General features: G+C 60.9%; 17 protein-coding genes and 3 tRNA genes. 8 read left to right on the top strand and 12 right to left on the bottom strand.

Annotation, left to right across the window (positions count from 1 at the left end; translation table 11 throughout):
* Nucleotides 1–73 precede the first annotated feature (73 nt).
* Nucleotides 74–712: an imidazole glycerol phosphate synthase subunit HisH gene (hisH, locus tag INHI_RS0111245; protein WP_014874054.1), complete on the bottom strand. Its 639-nt coding sequence runs from the start codon at nucleotides 710–712 to the stop codon at nucleotides 74–76.
* A gap of 1 nt (nucleotide 713) precedes the next feature.
* Nucleotides 714–1,301 carry an imidazoleglycerol-phosphate dehydratase HisB gene (gene hisB / locus INHI_RS0111240; protein WP_014879506.1) on the bottom strand — a complete coding sequence of 196 codons (588 nt, stop codon included), beginning with the start codon at nucleotides 1,299–1,301 and terminating at the stop codon, nucleotides 714–716.
* Nucleotides 1,302–1,503: 202 nt separating this feature from the next.
* Here hisB and INHI_RS0111235 point away from each other — a divergent pair, with 202 nt between their 5' ends.
* Nucleotides 1,504–1,743, top strand: a complete 240-nt coding sequence (locus INHI_RS0111235; RefSeq protein WP_027247698.1) for an Lrp/AsnC family transcriptional regulator — start codon at nucleotides 1,504–1,506, stop codon at nucleotides 1,741–1,743.
* 412 nt (nucleotides 1,744–2,155) lie between these two features.
* Here INHI_RS0111235 and INHI_RS0111230 read toward each other — a convergent pair whose 3' ends face one another.
* From INHI_RS0111230 to INHI_RS0111205, 6 genes are all read right to left on the bottom strand, one after another.
* A complete protein-coding gene (locus INHI_RS0111230; RefSeq protein WP_027247697.1) occupies nucleotides 2,156–3,508 on the bottom strand; it encodes an aminotransferase in 1,353 nt (450 codons plus the stop codon).
* Between the two features lie 213 nt (nucleotides 3,509–3,721).
* Nucleotides 3,722–3,796: transfer RNA gene (locus tag INHI_RS0111225), tRNA-Gly, on the bottom strand.
* 214 nt (nucleotides 3,797–4,010) lie between these two features.
* Nucleotides 4,011–4,085: transfer RNA gene (locus INHI_RS0111220), tRNA-Gly, on the bottom strand.
* Nucleotides 4,086–4,152: 67 nt separating this feature from the next.
* Entirely contained in the window at nucleotides 4,153–5,064 is a 912-nt protein-coding gene (locus tag INHI_RS0111215; protein WP_014879508.1) for a NaeI family type II restriction endonuclease, read from the bottom strand.
* A 112-nt stretch (nucleotides 5,065–5,176) separates the two neighbouring features.
* Entirely contained in the window at nucleotides 5,177–6,151 is a 975-nt protein-coding gene (locus INHI_RS0111210; protein WP_014874059.1) for a DNA cytosine methyltransferase, read from the bottom strand.
* 157 nt (nucleotides 6,152–6,308) lie between these two features.
* Nucleotides 6,309–6,383: transfer RNA gene (locus INHI_RS0111205), tRNA-Gly, on the bottom strand.
* 234 nt (nucleotides 6,384–6,617) lie between these two features.
* Between INHI_RS0111205 and INHI_RS0111200 the strand changes: the two genes are divergently transcribed.
* Nucleotides 6,618–6,824 carry a hypothetical protein gene (locus INHI_RS0111200; protein WP_027247696.1) on the top strand — a complete coding sequence of 69 codons (207 nt, stop codon included), beginning with the start codon at nucleotides 6,618–6,620 and terminating at the stop codon, nucleotides 6,822–6,824.
* A 115-nt stretch (nucleotides 6,825–6,939) separates the two neighbouring features.
* Here INHI_RS0111200 and INHI_RS0111195 read toward each other — a convergent pair whose 3' ends face one another.
* From INHI_RS0111195 to INHI_RS0111185, 3 genes are all read right to left on the bottom strand, one after another.
* On the bottom strand, nucleotides 6,940–10,380 hold the full coding sequence (locus INHI_RS0111195) for a pyruvate carboxylase (protein WP_027247695.1): 3,441 nt from the start codon (nucleotides 10,378–10,380) through the stop codon (nucleotides 6,940–6,942).
* A gap of 126 nt (nucleotides 10,381–10,506) precedes the next feature.
* Entirely contained in the window at nucleotides 10,507–11,712 is a 1,206-nt protein-coding gene (locus INHI_RS0111190; protein ID WP_027247694.1) for an alpha-hydroxy acid oxidase, read from the bottom strand.
* A 578-nt stretch (nucleotides 11,713–12,290) separates the two neighbouring features.
* Nucleotides 12,291–14,087: a sensor domain-containing diguanylate cyclase gene (locus tag INHI_RS0111185; protein ID WP_014879512.1), complete on the bottom strand. Its 1,797-nt coding sequence runs from the start codon at nucleotides 14,085–14,087 to the stop codon at nucleotides 12,291–12,293.
* A 262-nt stretch (nucleotides 14,088–14,349) separates the two neighbouring features.
* Here INHI_RS0111185 and INHI_RS0111180 point away from each other — a divergent pair, with 262 nt between their 5' ends.
* Nucleotides 14,350–16,713, top strand: coding sequence for an ATP-dependent helicase (locus tag INHI_RS0111180; protein ID WP_027247693.1), 2,364 nt, complete (start codon nucleotides 14,350–14,352; stop codon nucleotides 16,711–16,713).
* 378 nt (nucleotides 16,714–17,091) lie between these two features.
* Here the strand turns inward: INHI_RS0111180 and INHI_RS0111175 are convergent, their stop codons facing one another.
* The gene (locus INHI_RS0111175; RefSeq protein ID WP_014874065.1) at nucleotides 17,092–17,310 is read right to left on the bottom strand and encodes a DUF1127 domain-containing protein; all 219 of its coding nucleotides are present in this window, start codon (nucleotides 17,308–17,310) and stop codon (nucleotides 17,092–17,094) included.
* A gap of 319 nt (nucleotides 17,311–17,629) precedes the next feature.
* On the opposite strand from INHI_RS0111175, the gene INHI_RS0111165 reads away from it, so the two are divergent.
* From INHI_RS0111165 to INHI_RS0111145, 5 genes are all read left to right on the top strand, one after another.
* On the top strand, nucleotides 17,630–18,700 hold the full coding sequence (locus INHI_RS0111165) for an Mrp/NBP35 family ATP-binding protein (RefSeq protein WP_027247692.1): 1,071 nt from the start codon (nucleotides 17,630–17,632) through the stop codon (nucleotides 18,698–18,700).
* 789 nt (nucleotides 18,701–19,489) lie between these two features.
* Nucleotides 19,490–19,993, top strand: a complete 504-nt coding sequence (gene mraZ, locus INHI_RS0111160) for a division/cell wall cluster transcriptional repressor MraZ (RefSeq protein WP_081698695.1) — start codon at nucleotides 19,490–19,492, stop codon at nucleotides 19,991–19,993.
* 3 nt (nucleotides 19,994–19,996) lie between these two features.
* A complete protein-coding gene (rsmH, locus tag INHI_RS0111155) occupies nucleotides 19,997–21,004 on the top strand; it encodes a 16S rRNA (cytosine(1402)-N(4))-methyltransferase RsmH (RefSeq protein ID WP_027247690.1) in 1,008 nt (335 codons plus the stop codon).
* Nucleotides 21,001–21,375, top strand: coding sequence for a cell division protein FtsL (gene ftsL, locus INHI_RS0111150; RefSeq protein ID WP_014874069.1), 375 nt, complete (start codon nucleotides 21,001–21,003; stop codon nucleotides 21,373–21,375). Before rsmH ends, ftsL begins: the two co-directional genes overlap by 4 nt.
* Nucleotides 21,372–23,159, top strand: a complete 1,788-nt coding sequence (locus INHI_RS0111145; protein WP_014874070.1) for a peptidoglycan D,D-transpeptidase FtsI family protein — start codon at nucleotides 21,372–21,374, stop codon at nucleotides 23,157–23,159. Before ftsL ends, INHI_RS0111145 begins: the two co-directional genes overlap by 4 nt.
* Nucleotides 23,160–23,169 lie beyond the last annotated feature (10 nt).

Raw genomic sequence — 23,169 nt, 5'->3', positions numbered from 1 at the left:
ATAAATACTCAAATACAAAAGCCACCTGCGCAGCAGGCGGCTTTCCAGATGTCGTGATATGCCGATGGCTGCGTTACGGTGTCCAGGTCAGGAAGTTCCCGATCATCCGCAGGCCGATATCCTGGCTTTTCTCCGGGTGGAACTGCATTCCCACCATGGTGTCACGGCCAATGACAGCGGTGACATCGCCGCCGTAATCCACATGCGCCAGCCGTTCGGCCGGGTCGTTCACCCGGAAATGGTAGGAATGCACAAAATAGCAGTGATCACCGGATGTGATGCCGTCAAAAATCGTATGGTCATGGTCGATCACCAGATTGTTCCAGCCCATATGCGGCACCTTCAATGCGCTGTCGCTGGGCGTGATCTTGACCACGTCACCCTGAACCCAGCCAAGCCCCGGTGTGTCGCGGTATTCATGACCGGTGGTGGCCATCAGCTGCATGCCAACGCAGATCCCCAGAAAGGGGCGACCGTTCTGTTCGACCGCTTCCACCATGGCCTCATAGATGCCGCGATGGCCGCGCAGCTCCTCCGCGCAGGCCGGAAAGGCACCGTCGCCGGGCAGCACCAGCCGGTCGGCCCGCGCCACCACATCTGCATCCGACGTCACCACGACCTCGCCACCATCCACCTCCCGTGCCATGCGCTGAAAGGCTTTCTCGGCAGAGTGAAGATTGCCGGATTCATAGTCGATAATCGCGGTCAGCATCTTACAGCGCGCCTTTGGTCGATGGGATGGCATCGCCTTTGCGCGGATCTGTCTCCACGGCGGTGCGCAACGCGCGGGCCACAGCCTTGAATGCCGCTTCGGCGATGTGGTGGCTGTTGAAGCCATGCAGCTGATCAATGTGCAGAGTGATGCCGCCATGGGTGCTCAGAGCCTGAAAGAACTCGCGCACCAGTTCGGTGTCGAAAGTGCCGATCTTCTGGGTCGGAAGATTCACATTCCAGATCAGAAACGGGCGCGCCGACAGGTCCAGCGCGCAGCGCACCTGCGCATCATCCATCGGCAGATGGCATTCGCCGTAGCGGTTGATGCCCTTCTTGTCGCCAAGGGCCGCAACCAGCGCCTGACCCAGCGCGATGCCGGTATCCTCGACCGTGTGGTGATCATCAATGTGATAATCCCCCTTGGCACGGATGGTCATATCGATCAGCGAATGGCGCGACAGCTGGTCCAGCATATGGTCGAAAAAGCCGACGCCGGTCTGGTTGTCATAGGCACCGGTCCCGTCGAGGTTGATCTCGACAGTGATCTCGGTTTCGGCGGTCTTGCGGGTGATCTGAGCGCTACGCATGGTCGGCATGTCCTTGATATCCTGCGCCGCTTATAGGGGCAGGGCGGGGGCGCGCTCAAGCCTGCCGCAGCAATTGGCGCAAAACTGTTGCGCCATTCGACCGCGAAGGCCTTGCGGGATGCCGCGCCGGGGATTGCCTCCGCCGCGTCTGCATGTCAGCTTGGCGGCCAAATACCGCATTCCCAAACAGTTGAGGGGCACCATGTCCACCTGCGTCTTTATCCAGATCCGCTGCAAACCCGGCACCACCTACAAGGTCGCCGAAGAGATTGCGCTGCGTGAAATTCATTCTGAACTCTATTCCACCAGCGGTGACTACGATCTGTTGATGAAGCTTTATATTCCCACCGATCAGGACGTTGGCAAATATATCAATGATCAGCTCTTGGTCATCGAGGGGATTGAGCGGTCGCTGACCACAATGACCTTCAAGGTGTTCTGATCTGCCATAGTGTTTCGGGGCAGCGGGGGGAGTGGCGCGGGTCCGTACCACGCCATCTCCCTTGCCCCGGTTTCCCCGACCTACCGGATACAGTGGTCCCCGGATCCACTGGCGCTCTGTATCCCACAGGTCCAGGACCTTCTGGTTCCCCCCGAAACCATCTGACCGCAGAGCCGTGTGGGATCACAAAATCAACTGGTGCTGAAATGCAGGCTTGGAACACCTTTGGAATAGGATAAGCCTCGCAGGGATTTACGTTCCGTTCACGGGGAAAAACCGCAGGATTGTGACATTGCTGACCTCATGGGTCTTCTGGCGGCCCACTCCGACGGACCTGCTGGCCACGAAAAAGCGGCGCCATAATCTGACGCTGCCGTGGATTTCACAGTCTTAATTGCCGCGCTTCTTCGCGTCAGTGCGCCAGGTGACCACCGGCCTTCAGCTCCTCGTAGCTGGCATCAATCGCCGTCTTTAAGCGGTTCAGCATATCGTCGACCTCCTCGCGGGTGATGATCAGCGGCGGGCATAGCGCCACGGCATTGCCGGCCACCGCCCGCAGGATCAGCCCATTGTCCTGACACAGCCGCTGCGCGGTTGCCCCGGCACGCCCTTCGTCAAAACTCGCGCCGGTGGTTTTGTTCGACACCAGTTCCAGCGCCGCGATCAGGCCCTTGCCACGCACTTCGCCCACCAGCGGATGGTCGGTGAAAATCTCGCGCAGCTGCGTCTGCAAATAGCTGCCCACCTCGGCGGCATGGTCAAACAGGTTGTCACGCTCGTAAATCTCCAGTGTCTTCAGCGCTGCCGCACAGGCGGCGGGGTGGCCGGAGTAGGTATAGCCGTGACCGAAGACGCCCACCTCATTGGTCTGATCCACCATCGCCTCATACATCCAGCCCGGAATGACCGAGGCGGAGATCGGGAAATAGGCGGACGAGAGCTGCTTGGCGAAGGTCATCAGATCCGGCGTGATACCCATGGTGGTGCAACCGAAATCGGCGCCGGTGCGGCCAAAACCGCAGATCACCTCATCCGCCCAGATCAGAATGCTGTATTTGCGCAAAAGCGCCTGCAGCCCCTCATAATACCCATCCGGCGGCACGATCACGCCCGAGGCACCGGTGATCGGCTCCACGATCATCGCGGCAATCGTGTCGGGATCCTCAGCAAGGATCTGATCCTCAAGGTTTTGCAGGATCCGCTCGACAAACTGTGCCTCGGTCTCATTGCCCTGACGGGCGGTGTAGTAATGCGGCGAGTCGGCGCGCAGGATGCTCAGCGCCTCCAGCGGTGCGTCGAAATGCGCCAGGTTCGCGGGCAGAGAGGTCAGCGAACCGGCTGCAACCGTGACCCCGTGATAGCCGCGCTCGCGGGTGATGATCTTGCGCTTTTCCGGCTTGCCGATGGCGTTGAAGTAATAGCGCAGCATCTTGTAATGCGTGTCATTGGCGTCCGAGCCGGAGTTGCCGAAGAAGATATAGGCATCCTCCACCGGCACCATCGCCGCCAGCTTGTCGGCGAGATCCTGAATCGGCTGATGCGTCTTGCCGCCAAAGGTGTGGGAGAATGGCAGCTTGTGCAGCTGCTCGGTGATCGCATCCATCACCTCGGTGTTGCTGTAGCCCAGAGAGGTACACCAGAGACCCGCCAGCCCTTCTATATATTTACGCCCGTCGCTGTCGAACACATAGATGCCTTCGCCCCGCTCAAGACAGAGCTGTTCGGTGGCGGTGAAATTGGTGGTGGGATAGATGACCGGGGCCATGGGCTGTTGTCCTCCTGAGCAGGGGTGCCGCGGTGGCGGCATATCGGCGATGGGGTTTGCACCCCCTTGAGCCACAGCATTGGCGGGTTTTGAGAGTCGCGTCAAAGGAATTTGATCAAATCTTTGCGCCAATTCCGCGCAGGCCGCATGAGGTGCGCAGTCGAAGGCGGAAACGCAAAAGGCCGCTCCGAAGAGCGGCCTTTGCAGTCCAAATGGAGCGGGCGAGGCGATTCGAACGCCCGACCCTAACCTTGGCAAGGTTATGCTCTACCCCTGAGCTACGCCCGCGCTGCCATTTGGTGAGGCGGTATTTAGGAAATTGCCGCAGCCCCCGCAAGAGGGAAAATGACCCGCCATCGCAGAAAATAGCAAAACCAGACAGAGCACGCGCGCTGGCAGGCCTGCGTTTCGGCGCCAGAGCTGATCCGGCGGATATCTTCTAATCCGATGTTTTTATTAGACAAAGAAAAAGCCGCTCAGATGAGCGGCCTTTCTGTCCTGATGGAGCGGGCGAGGCGATTCGAACGCCCGACCCTAACCTTGGCAAGGTTATGCTCTACCCCTGAGCTACGCCCGCGCTGCCATCCGGTGAAGCGGTGAATAGGCAATTGCGCGCAGGGCTGCAATAGGAAAACAGCGGCTTTTTACGGCTGGCTGAAAAAATCTTCACACCCTGCGTGGCCGGCGCTCGCCGCCAGCCGGGCCTCTGCCAGGGTGGTCAGCTGCGCGGAGATGAATTCGGATGCGCTGCAATGGGGCAGGTCGAGCGCGCGGATCAGCTGTGCGTCCTTGCGTCCCTCAAGGATCACGATGCCATCGCGGGCCAGCAGATCGCGGGTGCCATGGCCGCCGTCCGAGCGGATCCGCCGCATGAAATCCTTCTGCGCGGCCACCGCCTCCACGACATCCCGCGGGATCGGCTGGCGCTGCACTGTCCGGAACAGGGTCGCCATCCGCGCATTGCCGCTGTCCCCGGCAAAGATGTCCTCCACCGTGGCCTCTGGCAGCAGGCGCCAGAAATTGGCCGGGTATGGCTGATCGCACAGCAGCCAGAGGATATTCTCAAACCCCTGCGCCGAGATCGACCGTTTGGCGTCCTTGTTCTGACCGGCGGTCAGGTAATCGCGCCGTGCCACAATCAGGCCAAGATAACAGCGCGCGCGCGGCTCATCTGCCGCCACCAGAATGCAGGGCTGATCAACCGCCTCGGTTGGGATCATCCAGTTGCTGCCCATCGTGTGTTTGATATCCACGTCATGGCCGAGGATTTCGGTATCCAGCCGCCCCTTCGGCAGGCGCAGCAGCGCGCGCAACTCAATCTCTACCCGCGTGCCGATATAGGTCTTCTCGGTTTTCTCCAGATCCTCATAGGCGCGTCGGCCGGTCTTGGCGGTCAGGATCACATCGTCGATGCAATCGCGCAGCATTGCGGGAACGCTGCGGGTCAGTTCCATCAGCCCACCCGCGCGGGTGGTGATGTCCTGCGCCAATGCGGCCAGAAGTGCGTGATCGGCGTGACCGGGGCTGACCTGGCTGGGCGGCAACTTTTGTTTCATCGCGCGCCCTGTGCTGATCCGCAGCGGCGGGATGAGTATTTTTGGAAAGGTGACAGGGCAAGGCGCTGCCTATCGGAGCAGACGGGAATCAGGCCCGGCATCTCAATGCACCTCAGCGCCCGGCGGCGGGCGCGGTGACAACCTTCAGGCTGGGGCGTGCAATGGCCTGGCGGATCTGGCGGGCCACTGCCTCCGCTACCGGGGGCGGGAACGCATTGCCGACCTGTCGATAGGCATTGGTCTTGGCGCCGGTGAAATGCCAGCTGTCGGGGAAGCCTTGAATGCGCGCCACCATCCGCACGGTGAGGCGTGGCATGTCGTTGTGGAAGGGGTCCGGCGCCTCATAGGCGATGGTGCGCCCCTCGACGCCGAGGGCTGCCCAGGCGCGCCGCGCCCGTGTGGGACCCAGATCCGGCCCGCCGTGTTTCTTGGATCCGCCGACAATGGTCGGGGCGATTTCATCGGCCTTGGCAGCCCAGTCTTCCGCCCCGCGCCAGCCGCGTTCCTTCATCAGGTCGAGTAGCGTTTCGCCCACCGTGCGCGGATTATGCGGCAGGGGATCAGGCCAGTTGAACTGGCCGGAAAATTCCTTGCGCAGGGCGACGATGGCGACCCGTGGGCGCAGCTGCGGCACGCCATAATCAGAGGCATTCAGCAGCCGCCAGTCGGTTTCATACCCAAGCTTGGCGAGCTGCGTCTTCAGCTTCTCGCGGTAATCATGGAACACCGCATCAAGGAAGCCACGTACGTTTTCGATCATCACCGCGCGGGGGCGGGTGGCGGCGACGATTTCGATGGCATCGTCAAAGAGGTTGCGCTCGTCTTTTTCGCCGAGCTGTTTGCCCGCGACGGAAAATGGGGGGCAGGGCAGGCCGCCGGCCAGAAGGTCGATGCCGTGATAGGCGTCGGCCTCCTCCTTGAAGGCGCGCACATCCTCCTCCAGCACGTTCCACTGGGGGCGATTGTGGCGCAGGGTGGCGCAGCAGTGTTTGTCGATTTCAACCAGCGCGGTGTGGTCAAATCCGGCCTTCTCAAGCCCCAGTGCCTGACCGCCTGCCCCTGCGCAGAGTTCTACCGATGTGAGCATGCTGCCGTATCACCTGTTCTCGTGCTGCTGTTGCAGCTGTTCCCGCTCTGTTCTTAGGCGCTGAAATGATTCCGCGCAAGCCAGAGGCTACGCCGGATTTCAGAAACACAAAAGGCCACCGTTGCGTCTGCAAGCGGTGGCCTTTCTGCTGTCCAAATGGAGCGGGCGAGGCGATTCGAACGCCCGACCCTAACCTTGGCAAGGTTATGCTCTACCCCTGAGCTACGCCCGCGCTGCCATTCGGTGAGGGGGATTTAGTCATTCGCTGGCAGGGCTGCAAGCGAAAAACGCAAAGCGGTCGGCAAAAAATGACCGTCACGGCGATTTGAGCGACGGAACCTGCTGACGGCTGCGTTTTACCTCTATGATGACACCATGAGCCTGGCCGAAATGACCCCGAGCACAGCGCGCCAATGAGCCGGGCCAACCCGCAGACAGATCTGCGAAACCGAAAGGGAGCTGCTTGATGACACTGCTAAGCACACCGCTGCGTGACCGGCTGGGCACATCCTTGGACGACCGTCTGGATACAGTGCGTATTCTCGGTCTGACCGCCGCCATTGGTCTGGCGATCGGCGTCAAACTCACCACGGGTGGGCAGGCTGCGGGTCTTCATTCCGCCGAGGCCCCGGTGATGATGCCACCACAGATCGAGACACAGGTGTTGATCTGACCTTCGCGTATCTGGCAGAACGCGCCACCTGACAGAAAAAGGCGCCCCCGATCGGCGGGGACGCCTTCATATGATATTCGCAGTGCCTGCCATCCGTGACAGGCGCTGGCTGCGATCACTCCAGTTCGATCAGCAGATCCTTGGCGTCGATCTGACCACCGGGTTGGACATGCACGGCTTTCACCACGGCATCGCGTTCGGCGTGGATGCCGGTCTCCATCTTCATCGCCTCGATGGTCAGCAGCATATCGCCCTCATGCACTGGCTGACCGACCTGCACCGCAACGGAGGCCACAACACCCGGCATCGGCGCGCCGATGTGGTTGGGGTTGCCCTGCTCGGCCTTGGGGTTGGCCTGGGTGGTGGCCTTGACCAAACGGTTCGGCACCCGGATCACCCGTGGCTGGCCGTTCAGTTCAAAGAAAACTTTGACCTCCCCCTTGTCATCGGTGTCGCCGATGGCCTGCAGGCGGATTTCCAGCGTCTTGCCGGGGTCGATTTCGGCGGTGATCTCCTCGCCCGGTTCCATCCCGTAGAAGAAGGTGCGGGTGGGCAGGCTGCGGACCGGGCCATATTGGCGATGGCGGCCCATGTAGTCGAGGAAGACCTTGGGATACATCAGGTAGCCGTTCAGATCCTCGTCATCGACCTCTTTGCCTTCCAGCTCCTTGGAGAGTTCGGCGCGGGTCGCTTCCAGATCCACGGGGGCGAGATGGGCACCGGGGCGTTCCAGATTGGGGGCATCGCCTTTCAGCACCTTGGACACGATCCCCTCGGGGAAGCCGCCCGGAGGCTGGCCCAGATTGCCACGCATCATGTCGACCACCGAGTCGGGGAAGGCCACATCACTCTTCGGATCCTCGACATCGTCACGGGTCAGCCCTTGGGACACCATCATCAGTGCCATATCGCCAACCACCTTGGACGACGGCGTGACCTTCACGATGTCGCCGAACATCTGGTTCACGTCGGCATAGGTCTGCGCCACGTCGGACCATTTCTCTTCCAGACCCAGCGACCGGGCCTGTGCCTTGAGGTTGGTAAACTGGCCGCCGGGCATCTCATGCAGATAAACCTCGGACGCAGGCGCGGCGAGACCGCTTTCGAAGGCCACATAATGGGCCCGCACCTGCTCCCAATAACCGGAGATTTCGCGCACCGCGGCGATGTCGATGCCGGTGTCGCGGTCGGTGTTGCGCAGCGCTTCGACGATGGAGCCAAGGCAGGGCTGCGAGGTGCCGCCACTGAAGGCATCCATAGCTGCATCCACAGCATCTACACCCGCGTCCGCTGCTGCCAGAATGGTGGCGCCGGCCACACCAGAGGTATCATGGGTGTGGAAATGGACCGGCAGGCCGACTTCTTCTTTCAGCGCCTTGACCAGCTGGCGGGCAGCGGCAGGCTTCAACAGGCCCGCCATGTCTTTCAGGCCCAGGATATGCGCGCCTGCGGCTTCCAGCTCCTTGGCCATGCCGACATAATATTTGAGGTCGTATTTGGCCCGGTTGGGATCGAGGATATCGCCGGTGTAGCAAATGGTGCCTTCGCAGATCTTGCCGCTCTCGACGACTGCATCCATCGCAACACGCATGTTTTCAACCCAGTTCAGCGAGTCAAAGACGCGGAACACATCAACGCCGGTGGCGGCCTGCTTCACAAAGCTCTGCACCACATTGTCGGGATAGTTGGTGTAGCCAACCCCGTTTGAGGCGCGCAGCAGCATCTGGGTCATCAGGTTCGGCATCCGCTCGCGCAGGTCGCGCAGACGTTGCCAGGGGCATTCCTGCAAGAAGCGATAGGCCACATCAAATGTCGCACCACCCCAGCACTCAACCGAGAACAGCTGGCTGAGGTTCTGGGCATAGGCCGGCGCCACCTTGATCATATCATGGCTGCGCATCCGGGTGGCCAGCAGCGACTGGTGACCATCGCGCATGGTGGTATCAGTCAGCAGCAGTTGGCGCTGTGCCTTCATCCAGTCGGCCACCGCCTGCGCGCCCTTTTGCTCCAACAGGTTGCGGGTGCCGTAGGGTTGCGTCGCGGCATCGGCCTTTGGCGCGCGCGGCTCTTTCAGATCGGCATGGGGCGCAGCGCGGCCTTCGGTTTCGGGATGCCCGTTGACCGAAATATCGGCGATATAGGTCAGCACCTTGGTGCCGCGGTCGCGACGCTTGGCAAACTGGAACAGCTCCGGCGTCTCGTCGATGAATTTGGTGGTGTATTCATTCGACAGAAAGGTCGGGTGCTTCAGCAGGTTCTCGACAAAGGCGATATTGGTGCTGACACCGCGCACCCGGAATTCACGCAAGGCGCGGTCCATGCGGGCAATGGCTTTTTCCGGTGTTGGCGCCTTGGCGGTGACCTTGGTCAGCAATGAATCGTAATAGCGTGTGATCACGCCGCCGGCATAGGCTGTGCCGCCGTCCAGACGAATGCCCATACCTGTGGCCGAGCGATAGGCGGTGATGCGGCCGTAGTCAGGGATGAAGTTGTTGAGCGGGTCCTCAGTGGTCACCCGGGTCTGTAGCGCATGACCATTGAGCTGGATCTCGTCCTGCGACGCCTTGCCAGTGGCCTCGGCAATGGTCTTACCTTCGGCAATCAGGATCTGCGCCTGCACGATATCGATGCCGGTGACTTCCTCGGTGACGGTATGTTCCACCTGAACGCGGGGGTTCACCTCGATGAAATAGAATTTGCCGTCGTTCATATCCATCAGGAATTCGACGGTGCCCGCGCATTCATAGTTCACATGCTGGCAGATCTTGCGGCCCAGATCGCAGATCTCGGTGCGTTGTTCCTCGGTCAGATAGGGGGCGGGCGCACGCTCAACCACCTTCTGATTGCGGCGCTGGACCGAGCAGTCCCGCTCATAAAGGTGGTAGATTTCACCATGCTTGTCGCCGAGGATCTGCACCTCAACGTGGCGGGCGCGGGTGATCATCTTCTCCAGATAGCCCTCGCCATTGCCAAAGGCGGCTTCGGCTTCGCGGCGGCCTTCCAGCACTTTCTCTTCCAGCTCATCTTCGCTGTGGATCGGGCGCATGCCACGACCACCACCACCCCAGGACGCCTTCAGCATCAAGGGATAGCCGACCTCGGCCGCTTCCTTGCGGATCGCGTCCATATCGTTGCCCAAAACTTCGGTGGCCGGGATCACTGGCACATCGGCCTCGATCGCGACGCGGCGGGCGCTTGCCTTGTCGCCAAGGGCGCGCATGGTTTCCGCCTTTGGCCCGATGAAGGTGATGCCGTTGCGCGCGCAGGCATCCACAAAATCCGGGTTCTCCGACAGCAGGCCATAGCCGGGGTGGATCGCATCGGCGCCGCATTCCTTGGCGACGCGGATGATTTCGTCAATCGACAGATAGGCCGCAACCGGCCCCATGCCTTCGCCGATCCGGTAGGCTTCATCCGCCTTGAACCGGTGCAGGCCCAGCTTGTCCTCTTCGGCATAGACGGCCACCGTCTTCTTGCCCATCTCATTGGCTGCCCGCATGACGCGGATGGCGATCTCGCCGCGGTTGGCGATCAGGATTTTCTTGAAGTCGGTCATGGCGTCCTCGGGGTCGTGCAGTTTGGCGAAGTGATAAGCGCAAATTAGGGTCCGGTATAGACGTAGTTCTGGGTATGGCCAGCGTGATAGCGCTGACCTGAGGCCAGAAACCGGCAAAATTCGCATTTATGGCGGTGCATTTATGTCCGTATCGGACCTATCTGTCGTGAACGGGTTGGCAAACGACGCAAGTCCCAGCGGCCGGGGCAGGGCGGATAGCGTCTCAAGGCCCAGTTGCCCCATATTGGCGTCCAGATCCTTGCGCAGGATATCCACCAAATGATCCGGCCCCCGCGATCCAAGTGCGGCAAGCGCAAAATGGAACGCGCGGCCCAGCATCACATAGTCCGCACCCAGCGCCAGTGCGCGCAGAATATCAAGCCCACTCTCGATCCCGCTGTCGAAAATCAGCGGCAACCGGGTGGCGGCGCGAATTCCCGGCAAAGCCTCGATCGTGGAGGGTGCAGCGTCAAACTGGCGCCCAGCATGGTTAGAGACCCAGAGCGCATCGGCACCGATTGCCTCCAGCGGCGCTGAATCTTCGGCGCGCATCACCCCCTTGATGATCAGCGGGCCATCCCAATGGTCCCGCAACCACTTCACATAGTCCCAATCTGGCGAGGTGCGCAGCAGATAGCCGACGTGTGCCGTTGACGATAGGCTGCCGCTCTGGCCGGTAACATATTTGTCCAGCGTCCGCATATGGGGCAGGCCACGCCGCGCCATGCCCATCGCCCAGGCAGGTCGCATGGCGACCTGTGCCAGCAGCCGGGGTGTCAGCCGCGGCGGCTGGGTCAGACCTGATCGCGTTTGCCGCTCGCGGCGCGAGGCTACAGGCACATCCACGGTCAACACCAGCCCGGCAAAGCCGGCGGCTTTGGCGCGCGCCAGCAGATCGCGGCGCATGTCTGGATCCTTCGGCGGGTAGAGCTGGAACCACGGCGCAGCCCCCAGATCACCTGCCAGATCCTCGGGCGACTGGCTGGCCACGGTGGACAGGCAATAAGGCAGGCCCTGTGCCGCAGCGCAGCGCGCGAGCAGCCGTTCCGCATCCGGCCAGATCAGCCCGGACATGCCAACCGGCGCGACACCAAAGGGCAGCGGGCGGTCAATGCCCAGAAAGCGACGGCTCAGATCCGGCGTCTGCGGGCCATGCAGGATGGATGGGGTAAACCCCAGTTGATCCAGCGCAGCACGGTTGCGGGCCTTGGTCGCCTCGGTTCCGGTGCCGCTGTCCAGATACTCCCAAACGAAACGCGGCAGGCGCCGCCGGGCGCGCTGGCGAAGGTCACTGAGAGCGGGATAACGCTGGTGCAAATCCATGTTGCGCATTTGTTGCTGCCTTGCAGCAAAAGTCTAGTGCCGAGTGCAGGTTTGAAACAATTTTGTAACTATTCGTGCCGGGCCTGTTCCGCGCGGTTCCGTTCCATGCGGCTGTGCTATGCCATGCGACCGCGCATCCATTCGGGTCCGCTGTCACCTTCCTCCCGGCATTCGTATTTGTGAAACCGTTCGCGCGCAGCAAGTGTCGGGCTGGGCTGGGCTGGCCGGGACGGTGGGGGCGTGCCGGAGTGTGTACTCGCGGGCGTCGAGGTTGGCCTGCGCAAGGAAGCTGTCAGAGTGTTACAGGCGGCCCCTTTGCCCCGGGGGGCTTCAGGCCACCGTTAATCTCTGCCCGCTGCTGGAGTGTAACTCCATAGAGCGTTTGTGCCTCGGGAGCAGGGCGGTGGCACAGGCGCGGCGGACGCTGGACGGTAGCGCCTGGGGCGCGGGCCCCTGATTGCGGGACCTTGGTGGCAGGGGCCAGATAGCGGGATCCGCGCGGAAGGGCTTGCGTGGTGGAAACTGGCTGGCTGGCTGGCGGGCATGGGCGACGCGATGGCCCGCATCCTGAGCCCCGCGCCGCGGCCTCATTCGGCGGCGATCGGGCCGTCGGGCTTTGGGTGCGTGGATCGGTGCTTCTGCGCCCCCGGATCGCGTGGGGCCTGTTCGGCTGAGGAGGCGACACAGACCTGATTGCGGCCTTTTGCTTTCGCTTCGTACAATGCCTCATCAGACGCGCGCAGCAGATCCTGTGGCATGGTGCCGTGACGCGGGTAATGCGCCACCCCAAGTGAGATCGAGATCCCCGGCAGCGCTTTTTCCCCATAGCGCACGACAATGGCCTCCACGGCCTGACGCAGCAGCTCGGCCTTGGTCATCACATCTTCCTGGCTGGCGCCGGGCAGGATCAGGGTGAACTCCTCGCCCCCGGGACGGCAGGCAACCTCGTCCCCGTCGCAGGCCTGCTCCAGCACCGAGCCAACGGCGCGCAGAACCATGTCACCAGCGTCATGACCATGGTTGTCATTGAATTTCTTGAAGTGATCCACATCAACCGCAATGATGCTGAGTGGGGTCCCGGAGTTCTGACTGTTGCCAATGCTCTTGCGCAGCGTTTCAGTCATATGGCGGCGATTGAACAGACCGGTCAGCGGGTCGCGCACGGACTGGTCATGCAACTGGTCGCGCATCCGCACATTGGCGATTGCCATGGAAATCTGTTCTGCGCACATCTGGGCCAGCTTCTTGCTGCTGATGAATTCTTCTGTGGCGTCACTCAGGGCGCGCAGATGCATCAGGCCAACGGTTTCCCCATGGGCGAGAATCGGGAAACAGTAATAGGCGCGACCATCATGGGGTTCGGCATGTTCACAGACAAAATCAATCTCGGAGGAGCCGAATTCATAGGTGCGCCCCCGGCGCAGCCCCCAGCACTCTTCCGGGTGGATATGGTCCTTGTGACTGCCGCCATTCCAGCTGGCGCAACCGTCCAGCACATCGCGAGAGTTTGAGTAGACATAAACGCTGCCCTCGGCCGTTGGCAGAATATGGGTCATAAAGCGCGCAACCATGTCGAACAGTTCATCCAGCGAACGGCTGGACTGCAGCCATTCGTTCAGCTCCCCCAGAAGCTGGACTTCGCGGGCAAGCCGGAGTTGTTCATCCAGAATTTCACGTTCAGTTTCATTGCGCTGACGCAGCTGATTCATACGGAACCGGTTTGTTTTGAACACGACGTAGACCGCAATCGTCATGGCCAGCAGCGCAATCGAGGTCAGGACCAGAAGGGACAGTTGCACCCGGTTGATAAAGGTGTTCCGCAGATCTGTGATATCCGTGTAAAAATCAATCGCTCCGTCGAAATGACCGTTGTGGATGAGGGGCATGTAAACCCGCGCAACCTCTCGGGTTATGGTGTCGTCAAAGCCTCCGGTTGGCAGGGTGAGCCCGTCGACATCATAGGCGGGCAGTACCTCATGCATATAGTACACCTTACCCTTGGCGACCTGGGTGGTGAAAAATGTATTGGCCTCGTAATCACCAATTTCGTCGCTCCGCGAGGACCAGAATATTTCACCAGAGTTGGTCAAAAGGCGAAATCTGTAGACATCCGTCTCTTCGGTGAAAAGTGATAGCATATGCGCGTCATGCGGTTGAACGGTGCCGTTCTCAAACGACACACCCGGATCCGCCATATGCAGGACAATACGGCGCTGCCATAACTCTGCCTGCTTGCGCACGTCTGCTTCAAGCATGCGATCCACGATGGGGCCAGGCACTGCAAACACCGCCCAGACCGAGCCTGCCGCCGCTGCAATCAGCACAAAGAGCAGGGACATGCTGCGAATTTTTTCGGCGAGACTGGTTTTGAGATCAGATTTCATACTGCCGGTAACCACTTGCTTGATTAAATTTGTTCTATGCCGTCTTTGACTCGAGCCTGGTCTGACCCTTGGAGAGTCTATTTTATTATGGTGTCTTGCCGAGTTTTCTATTCTGTTAAGCGATAATGCAGTTCTTGAGATTTCTGCATTTAAACTGCTGAAAATTTGCTAGGTTCACACTGGAACGCTGCTGTATCTATCAGCGGAACAGACTGTGAACGCCCTCTTTTCGCCGGGATTGAATCGCGCTAATGTCAGGCCCATGAGCAGTTTTGACGATATCGACCCCTATGAGGGGATCTCGCTGTCCGCGCGTGCCATGGCAGCGCGGCCGATGCCGTATCTCGACGGGTTGAACCCGGCGCAGCGCGCAGCTGTTGAATGTCTGGAGGGTCCCGTGCTGATGCTGGCCGGGGCCGGCACCGGCAAGACCAAGGCGCTGACCGCGCGGATTGTGCATCTGCTGACCACCGGCACGGCCAAACCGAACGAGATCCTCGCCGTGACCTTCACCAACAAGGCCGCGCGCGAGATGAAAGAGCGTGTCGCGGGCATGTTGGGGCAGGCGGTCGAGGGGATGCCCTGGCTTGGCACCTTCCACTCGATCTGCGTGAAATTGCTGCGCCGCCATGCCGAACTGGTCGGATTAAAATCAAACTTCACCATTCTGGATACCGATGATCAGATCCGCCTGCTGAAACAGCTGATCAAGGCGGAAGGCATCGATGACAAACGCTGGCCCGCGCGCATGCTGGCGGGCGTCATTGACGATTGGAAAAACCGCGCGCTGACGCCCTCCAAGGTGCCGGTCTCCGATGCCAGCGGCTACAATCACCGCGGTGTGGATTTCTACGCGCAGTATCAGGCCCGGCTGAAGGATCTGAACGCGGTCGATTTCGGTGATCTCCTGCTGCATATGGTCACCATCTTTCAGGACAACCCGGATGTGCTGGAGCAATACCAACGCTGGTTCCGGTTCATCATGGTGGACGAATATCAGGATACCAACGTGGCCCAGTATCTCTGGCTGCGGCTCCTCGCGGGCGCGCATAAGAACATCTGCTGCGTCGGTGACGATGACCAGTCGATCTATGGCTGGCGCGGCGCAGAGGTGGGCAATATCCTGCGGTTTGAAAAGGATTTTCCCGGCGCCAATGTGGTCCGGCTGGAACAAAACTATCGCTCTACCGAGCATATTCTCAGTGCCGCCTCTGGCGTGATCCGTGGCAATTCCGGCCGTCTGGGCAAGGAGCTCTGGACCGAGGCGCGCGGTGGTGAGAAGGTGCGCCTGATCGGTCATTGGGACGGCGAGGAGGAGGCCCGCTGGATCGGCGAAGAGATTGAGGCGATGCAGCGCGGCACCCGTGGTCTGGCGCCGGTGGATCTCAACAATATGGCGATCCTCGTGCGGGCCTCGCATCAGATGCGCGCCTTTGAGGACCGGTTTCTGACCATTGGTCTGCCGTACCGGGTCATCGGCGGCCCGCGCTTCTATGAGCGGCTCGAAATTCGCGACGCGATGGCTTATTTCCGCCAGGTGATCAGCCCCGACGATGATCTCGCGTTTGAGCGGATCGTGAACACGCCCAAACGTGGTCTTGGCGATAAGGCGCAGCAGACCATCCAGACCATGGCGCGCAGCAATGGCGTCTCATTGGTTGAAGGCGCGCGGCTTGCGGTGGAGAGCGGCCAGATCAAGGGCAAGGGCGGCAAAGCCCTGCACCAGCTGGTCACCGATCTGGCGCGGTGGGGACGGCTCGCCGGAGATGCAGACACCACCCATATGGAACTGGCCGAGATCATTCTGGATGAAAGCGGTTATACCACCATGTGGCAGACCGACAAAAACCCGGATTCGCCGGGCCGTCTGGAAAACCTCAAGGAATTGGTCAAGGCACTGGAGGCGTTTGAAAACCTGCAAGGCTTCCTCGAACATGTCAGCCTGATCATGGACAATGACAAACAGGACGCCGCCCAAAAGGTGTCGATCATGACGCTGCACGCCGCCAAGGGGCTGGAATTTCCTGCCGTCTTCCTGCCGGGGTGGGAGGATGGCCTGTTCCCCTCGCAGCGATCCATGGACGAAAGCGGCCTGAAGGGCCTCGAAGAGGAACGCCGTCTGGCCTATGTCGGCATCACACGGGCGGAAGAAATCTGCACCATCTCCTTTGCCGGCAATCGCCGCGTCTTCGGGCAGTGGCAGTCACAGCTGCCGTCGCGGTTTATTGATGAGCTGCCGGAAGAGAATGTCGAGGTGCTGACCCCGCCCGGTCTTTATGGTGGCGGCTACGGGGCTGCGGCCCCCGGCGGTGGCAGTGGGGCGGTGCGCTCCACGATTGAGGATCGCATGGCAGCTGCCGACGGCTACAACTCGCCCGGCTGGAAACGCATGCAGTCCCGCGCCGGTGAGCGTGGTCTGTCACAGCCCAGGGAAAGCAAATCCAGCGTCATCGACCTCACTGCCACATCCGCCTTCATGGTCGGGGAGCGCGTGTTCCACCAGAAATTTGGCTATGGCGCGATCACCGGTATCGAAGGCGACAAGCTGGAGGTTGAGTTCGAGAAGGCTGGCACGAAGAAAGTCGTGGCCCGCTTTGTCACCGCAGCGGAGGACGTGCCCTTTTAACCCGGACGTGCGGGGGGGCCGTACAGCCAAAGATCATACCGCCGTACAGCCAAAGATCATACCTATGTGTCGCGGTCATGAATGGGCGGTCATAGCAAGCACAGCAGATCAGGCGTCGACAGTATGTCGGCGCCTTTTTTGCGTCCTGTCATCAATGGGAGGGGCTGCGGTGCAGGCCATCAGGCACAAAAAACGGCGGTGCCAGGGAGGAGGAGGGCACCGCCGTTCTGTACAACACCCGGCCAAAAGGGAGGAGAAGGCAAGGTGTATCAGGGTCCGGCTATGACGCCGGTATAGGGTGCGGTGACATCAGGGAGGAGGAGGATGTCACCGCGATTGCAGGCCCTCAAGGGAGGAGGAGAAGAGAGCCTGAACTCTTTATTTCGTACCGTAGGCGGCCTCATAGGCAACGCTACGCAGCATGGAGCGGCTCAGCCCCAGATCCGCCAGCTCGCGACCAGAGAGCGTCGACAGCTCATTCATGGTCTGGCGGTACAGGCGGTAGCGTGCAATCTTGCCTTTCAGTTCGTCAAACACTGCGCGCGGGCTGAAGGCCAAAGCGCCTTTACGGGTTGTCATATTATCAACAGCGGCCATCGGTGTTGTCCTTAACGTCTATGTGTGTGTCTGGCCGTTCCCGGCCTCGCTTGACCCCATAAATATGATAATGCTGCATGCGCACAATCCCTGAAAGGGGCATTTCTGCTATGCAGCAAATGCATGGGTTTCCTAAGGGAAACGGGGTTGATCCTGCTGAGTTATGCATCATGGAGGGGGTGGGCGCTGAAAAACCGGGCGAGGAATGAACCGGCGCGCCATGGCATCTTTCGGAATCGGCTCTGCCTGACAGCGCAATGTGGCCTTGGGCTTGGTCGCGGTAGGTCTTATATGGCTGGAAACCATGAGGAGACCGGCCATGACCCCCACCCAGGAAGAGATTCGCGACGCCCTTGCGCGGCTGCAGCTGCCCGATGGCGGCACGCTGGTTTCGCGTGACATGCTGCGCGCGGTGATGGTTGATGGCGGGCGCGTCAGTTTCGTGATCGAGGCCCCCAATCCGCATATCGCGGCCCAGATGGAGCCGCTGCGCCGCGCGGCTGAGGCAACTGTTCTGGCCTTGCCGGGTGTAGAGAGTGTCTCCGCCGCGTTGACCGCACATGCCGATGCGGTCGCCAAACCTGCGCCGACCCTGAAACTGGGCGGTCACCCAAAACCACAACAAGGCCCGATGAAGCCCAGCGGCGTCAAACGCATCCTGGCAATTGGCTCGGGCAAGGGTGGGGTCGGCAAATCCACCGTCAGCGCCAATCTCGCCGTGGCCCTGACGCGTCAGGGCCGCAAGGTGGGCCTGCTGGACGCTGACATATATGGACCCAGCCAGCCACGCATGATGGGGGCTAGTGGCCGCCCCGCCAGCCCGGATGGCAAAATCATTGAACCGCTGCACGCCCATGGCGTCACCTTGATGTCCATCGGCTTCATGGTGGATGAGGCCAAGGCCGTGGTCTGGCGCGGGCCGATGCTGATGGGCGCGTTGCAGCAGATGCTGGGTCAGGTGAACTGGGGCGAACTGGACGTGCTGATCGTCGATCTGCCGCCCGGCACCGGCGATGTGCAGCTGACCCTCTGCACCAAGGCGGAGCTGTCCGGTGCCATCGTTGTCTCCACGCCGCAGGATGTGGCGCTGTTGGATGCACGCAAGGCGCTCGACATGTTCAATACGCTAAAGACACCGGTGCTGGGTCTGATTGAGAATATGTCGTTCTTCACCTGTCCGGATTGTGGCGGAGAGCACCACATCTTTGGCCATGGCGGGGTTGCCGCCGAGGCCGAGCGTCTTGGCGTTCCACTTCTTGGCGCGCTGCCGATTGATCTGGATACCCGACTGGCCGGCGACAGTGGTACACCCATTGCAGCGGGCGACAGCGCCATGGCGCAGGCCTACGCCCAAATGGCCGAAGGGCTGATCCGCGGCGGTATGGCCTGACACTGTACCTGACCGCCCAGCGACCGGCCTGCTGAAGGCCGGTCTCAGCTGTAGGTCCGCTTGCGGTGCCTTCCACCGGCCCGAGCACCTGACAGGCTTTGGGAAACCATGGGCCGTCTGGGAAATTATGGGAGCCATGGGATTTCATGGGGTCTGTGGGATTTTATGGGCCAGCGTGACCGCGCTGTACCGCCACCCTCCCGAATCACTGTGCCATTACGGTGCGATTATCCGACGGTATTGGCCAAATCAGGCTGTTTTGAGCGATCTGCATGGTCCACGGCTCGCGAACGAATAATGAACATGCCGATTCCCTGGATCGATGTCTGAGATTTCTGGGAAATCATGGCACTTTTTTGGAGCGCGAGATTGCACCTATATGTAGTGGGTTTTGCGATATCTTAATCTACCACTGGGAATATCATCGATTCTTGCCCGTAGAATCGGCGCGGCATTATCGATATGCGTCGAGAGGGTCTACAGAAAACAGTTGTGGCCCACGTTTTCCCATAGTATCCCTAGTTCATCGAATGAGACGAAGAGCAGGGGCGCCAAACGACCCCAACCAAGACTACTAAGAAGCAGGTTTCATACAGGCCTTCGCTTTCATCGAAAATAGAGAGATCCGGCGCGCGAGCGAGCAGACATCCCCCCAGGTGGCGCGCGCAGTCGGACACCCCGCATGTCGGGATTAGGGAGGCGGGTTGATCAGTGGCAGCAGATCAGCCCGCCCCTTTTGCTTCTGGGGATAGCTTCGGCACGAGGGACGCTGAAAAAAGGGACGATAGATTGGGCCGTAGGTTCAGAGGTGAAAGCCACCACAAGGTGGATACAAAGGGGCGGGTCTCGATTCCGGCCTCCTTTCGCCGTGTTCTGGAAGCGGGCGATCCCAACTGGCAATCCGGCAGCAATCCCGAACTGGTGATCGTCTACGGTGATCAGCGTCGCAATTTTCTGGAATGTTATACGATGGAGGCGATCGAGGAAGTCGACGCCAAAATTGATGCCTTGCCGCGGGGCTCAATGCCGCGCAAAATGCTGCAGCGTATGTTCCACGGTCAGTCCTTCCCGACCAATGTGGATGAAACCGGGCGCCTGGTGCTGCCCGCCAAGCTGCGCAACAAGATCGATCTGGAGGCCGAAGCGTTCTTTATCGCTGCCGGCGACACATTCCAGATCTGGAAGCCTGAAACCTATGATGAGGAAGAACTGGCGAAATCCGAGGAGTGGATGGATGATCTGCCCGAGGACTTCGACCCGATGGAACTCCTCGACGGCGCCGGAGGCGCTTGATCCATGACAACGGACCGCCCAACCTCAACCGGTCCTCACGTACCGGTTCTTCTGCGTCCGCTGCTGAAAGCAGTGGCGCCGGTCTCCGGGCGCTGGCTTGATGGCACATTCGGGGCCGGGGGCTATAGCCGGGGCCTGCTGGAGGCGGGCGCTGATCACGTGATTGGCGTCGACCGCGATCCGCTGGCCTTTGAAATGGCCGAAAGCTGGATCGGCGACTATGCTGGCCGCCTGACCCTGCAACAGGGTGTGTTCTCCCGCATGGATGAATATGCGCAGGATCTCGACGGCGTCGTCCTCGATCTTGGTGTTTCCTCCATGCAGCTGGATCTGGCCGAACGTGGTTTTTCCTTCATGCGTGACGGGCCGCTGGATATGCGGATGTCGCAGGATGGCCCCTCCGCCGCCGATCTCGTCGCGGAACTGGACGAGGTGGCGCTGGCCGATATCCTGTTCCTCTTTGGCGAGGAGCGCGCCAGCCGTCGTATTGCCCGCGCCATCGTCAAGGCCCGCACCGAGGCGCCGATTACCACGACACTGCAGCTTGCAGGCATCATCGAACATTGCCTGCCGCGCTCCAAACCCGGCCAGTCACATCCGGCCACCCGCAGCTTTCAGGGGCTGCGCATCGCAGTAAACGCCGAATATGAAGAGCTGTTCGAGGGGCTTCTGGCCGCTGAACGCGCGCTGAAACCCGGCGGATTGCTGGCGGTTGTGACCTTCCACTCTATCGAGGATCGGATGGTCAAACGCTTTTTCCAGCATCGCGCAGGCAAGACCGGCCGTGCCAACCGCTACGCGCCCGAGGTGGAGGAAACCCCCTCGCAGTTCGCGCTGGTCACCCGCAAGGCAGTTGGCCCGGATGATGAGGAGCTGGCCGAAAACCCGCGCTCCCGCTCCGCCCGGCTGCGGGTCGGACGCCGGACAGAGGCCACGCCAATTGAAATCAGCGCCAAAGATATCGGAATGCCCCAACTGAAGCAGGCTCAGGGGAGAGACAAACGCTCATGAAGACGCTGCTGTATATCGCCACCTGCCTGGCTGTCTTTGGGTTGGCGTTCTGGGCTTACCGCGAGAACTACACCACTCAGCAGGTGCTGAAGGAAACCCGCAGCCTGCAACGCCAGATCGGTGCCTCGCAGGTCCGGCTCAGCGTGTTGCGCGCCGAATGGGCCTATCTCAACCGCCCGGATCGCCTGCGTGAACTGGCGGAGCTGAACTTTGACCGCCTCAGCCTGCTGCCGCTGCGCCCGGAACAATTTGGCCGCGTGGATGAGGTCGCCTATCCTCCGCAGGAGGATGAGCTGTTGGATTTCACCAACGGGGTTGAGGTTTCCTCGCTTGGGGCCAATGGGCAGACCGCAACGGGGACGCAGCCATGATCCGTACGCCGCTGCGCCCCTTGGCCCGGATCCTGACAGCGCGTGCGCGCGGCGAAAACCCGGACGCCATCGAGCGGGAAAACCTGCGGCAGCGCCATGCGGAAATGCAGACCCAATCCCGTCAGCGCGCCGAGGGGCGCCTGCTGGTTCTGGGCATGTTTTTCCTCTGCGCCTTTACCGCGATTGGCGCGCGGATGGCGACACTGGCCACCTCTGAACCGGTGGAACCCATCGCCAGCGCGCCGGGCAGCGCCATTGCCATGCAGCGCGCTGATATCGTCGACCGCAAAGGCCGCATTCTGGCGACCAACTTTGAAACCCATTCGCTCTATGCCCAGCCACCGCAGATGGTGGACCCGGAAGGGGCGGCGCAGCGCTTGGTTGAAATCTTCCCCGATCTGGAGCTGGAACGGCTGGTCAGCGATTTCACCGGCAAGCGTAAGTTCATTTGGATCAAGAAGAAAATCAGCCCCGAGCAGAAACAGGCGGTGCATGATATCGGTGATCCCGGCCTGCTGTTCGGCCCCCGCGAGATGCGTCTTTATCCCAATGGCAGCGTCGCGGCACATGTGCTGGGCGGCGCCGGTTTCGGGAAAGAAGGCGTCAGTGCCGCCGAGGTGATCGGCGTGGCGGGTGTTGAAAAGCAGTTTGACGACTACCTGCGCGACCCGGCCAATGGCGGGCGTCCCCTTCAATTGTCGCTGGACCTCACGGTACAGGCTGCTTCCGAACGGGTGCTTCTGGGCGGTATGAAGCTGATGAACGCCAAGGGGGCAACGTCGATCCTGATGGACGTCCACACCGGCGAGGTGATCTCCGTCGTGTCGCTGCCGGATTTTGATCCCAATGACCGCCCGCGTCCGCCCACCTCCGGCTTTGATCCCTCTACCAGCCCGCTGTTCAACCGCGCGGTGCAGGGGGTCTATGAACTCGGCTCGACCTTCAAGATTTTCACGGCGGCACAGGCCGTTGATCTGGGGATTGTGAATTCCGAGACCATTATCGATACCTCCGGTCCAATGCGGATCGGGCGGTTCCCGATTGGTGAGTTTCACAACAAGAACTACGGCAAGCTGAGTGTTGCCGACATCATCGTCAACAGCTCCAACCGGGGCACCGGGCGTCTGGCCTTGCAGATTGGCGCGCAGCGTCAGCAGGATTTCCTGCGCGCGATGGGCATGTTTGAACCCACTCCGATTGAGATCGCCGAGGCCGCAGGCGGCAAACCTCTGAAACCCCGCAAATGGGGTGAGCTGAGCACGGTGACGATTTCGTACGGGCATGGGCTGTCCACCAGCCCGATGCATCTTGCGGCGGGGTATGCGGCGATTGCCAATGGCGGCCAGTATGTCGCCCCGACCATCCTGCGCCAGAAAGGGCCACAGCTGGGCCACCGGATCATGTCACCGGAGGCCGCCGGTCAGGCCCGCGCGATGCTGCGCAAGGTTGTTACCAGCGGTACCGCCAGTTTTGGCGAGGTGCCCGGCTATCAGGTGGGCGGCAAAACCGGCACCGCTGACAAGCCCAAACCCCGTGGTGGTTACTATGAGAGCAAGGTGATCGCCACCTTCGCCGCCATGTTCCCGGCCCATGATCCGAAATATGTGCTGGTGGTGACGCTGGATGAACCGTCGGTCATCGCCCATGGTGAGGAGCGCCGCACCGCAGGCTGGACAGCCGTGCCTGTCGCGGGTGAAATGATCGGCCGCGTGGCGCCGCTACTGGGGCTCAGGCCACAAGTTGAACCCGATGGGCTTGCTGCTATAACCCTCACCTCAAACTGAACAGGTGGGG

The sequence above is a fragment of the Phaeobacter inhibens DSM 16374 genome (assembly GCF_000473105.1).
Classification (GTDB): Bacteria; Pseudomonadota; Alphaproteobacteria; order Rhodobacterales; family Rhodobacteraceae; genus Phaeobacter; species Phaeobacter inhibens.
Note: the sequence above shows the minus strand (reverse complement) of the source record. Positions and strands in the feature narration are given on the sequence as shown.

What these genes read in the sequence shown, in the direction of transcription:
- INHI_RS0111235 (WP_027247698.1), top strand. Translation starts at nt 1,504, where the DNA reads ATGTCCACCTGCGTCTTTATCCAGATCCGCTGCAAACCCGGCACCACC.
- rsmH (WP_027247690.1), top strand. Translation starts at nt 19,997, where the DNA reads ATGACAACGGACCGCCCAACCTCAACCGGTCCTCACGTACCGGTTCTT.
- INHI_RS0111195 (WP_027247695.1), bottom strand. Translation starts at nt 10,380, where the DNA reads ATGACCGACTTCAAGAAAATCCTGATCGCCAACCGCGGCGAGATCGCC.
- INHI_RS0111210 (WP_014874059.1), bottom strand. Translation starts at nt 6,151, where the DNA reads ATGCTCACATCGGTAGAACTCTGCGCAGGGGCAGGCGGTCAGGCACTG.
- INHI_RS0111230 (WP_027247697.1), bottom strand. Translation starts at nt 3,508, where the DNA reads ATGGCCCCGGTCATCTATCCCACCACCAATTTCACCGCCACCGAACAG.
- INHI_RS0111185 (WP_014879512.1), bottom strand. Translation starts at nt 14,087, where the DNA reads ATGAAATCTGATCTCAAAACCAGTCTCGCCGAAAAAATTCGCAGCATG.
- INHI_RS0111165 (WP_027247692.1), top strand. Translation starts at nt 17,630, where the DNA reads ATGACCCCCACCCAGGAAGAGATTCGCGACGCCCTTGCGCGGCTGCAG.
- INHI_RS0111175 (WP_014874065.1), bottom strand. Translation starts at nt 17,310, where the DNA reads ATGGCCGCTGTTGATAATATGACAACCCGTAAAGGCGCTTTGGCCTTC.
- INHI_RS0111200 (WP_027247696.1), top strand. Translation starts at nt 6,618, where the DNA reads ATGACACTGCTAAGCACACCGCTGCGTGACCGGCTGGGCACATCCTTG.
- hisB (WP_014879506.1), bottom strand. Translation starts at nt 1,301, where the DNA reads ATGCGTAGCGCTCAGATCACCCGCAAGACCGCCGAAACCGAGATCACT.
- INHI_RS0111145 (WP_014874070.1), top strand. Translation starts at nt 21,372, where the DNA reads ATGATCCGTACGCCGCTGCGCCCCTTGGCCCGGATCCTGACAGCGCGT.
- INHI_RS0111190 (WP_027247694.1), bottom strand. Translation starts at nt 11,712, where the DNA reads ATGCGCAACATGGATTTGCACCAGCGTTATCCCGCTCTCAGTGACCTT.
- hisH (WP_014874054.1), bottom strand. Translation starts at nt 712, where the DNA reads ATGCTGACCGCGATTATCGACTATGAATCCGGCAATCTTCACTCTGCC.
- INHI_RS0111215 (WP_014879508.1), bottom strand. Translation starts at nt 5,064, where the DNA reads ATGAAACAAAAGTTGCCGCCCAGCCAGGTCAGCCCCGGTCACGCCGAT.
- INHI_RS0111180 (WP_027247693.1), top strand. Translation starts at nt 14,350, where the DNA reads ATGAGCAGTTTTGACGATATCGACCCCTATGAGGGGATCTCGCTGTCC.
- ftsL (WP_014874069.1), top strand. Translation starts at nt 21,001, where the DNA reads ATGAAGACGCTGCTGTATATCGCCACCTGCCTGGCTGTCTTTGGGTTG.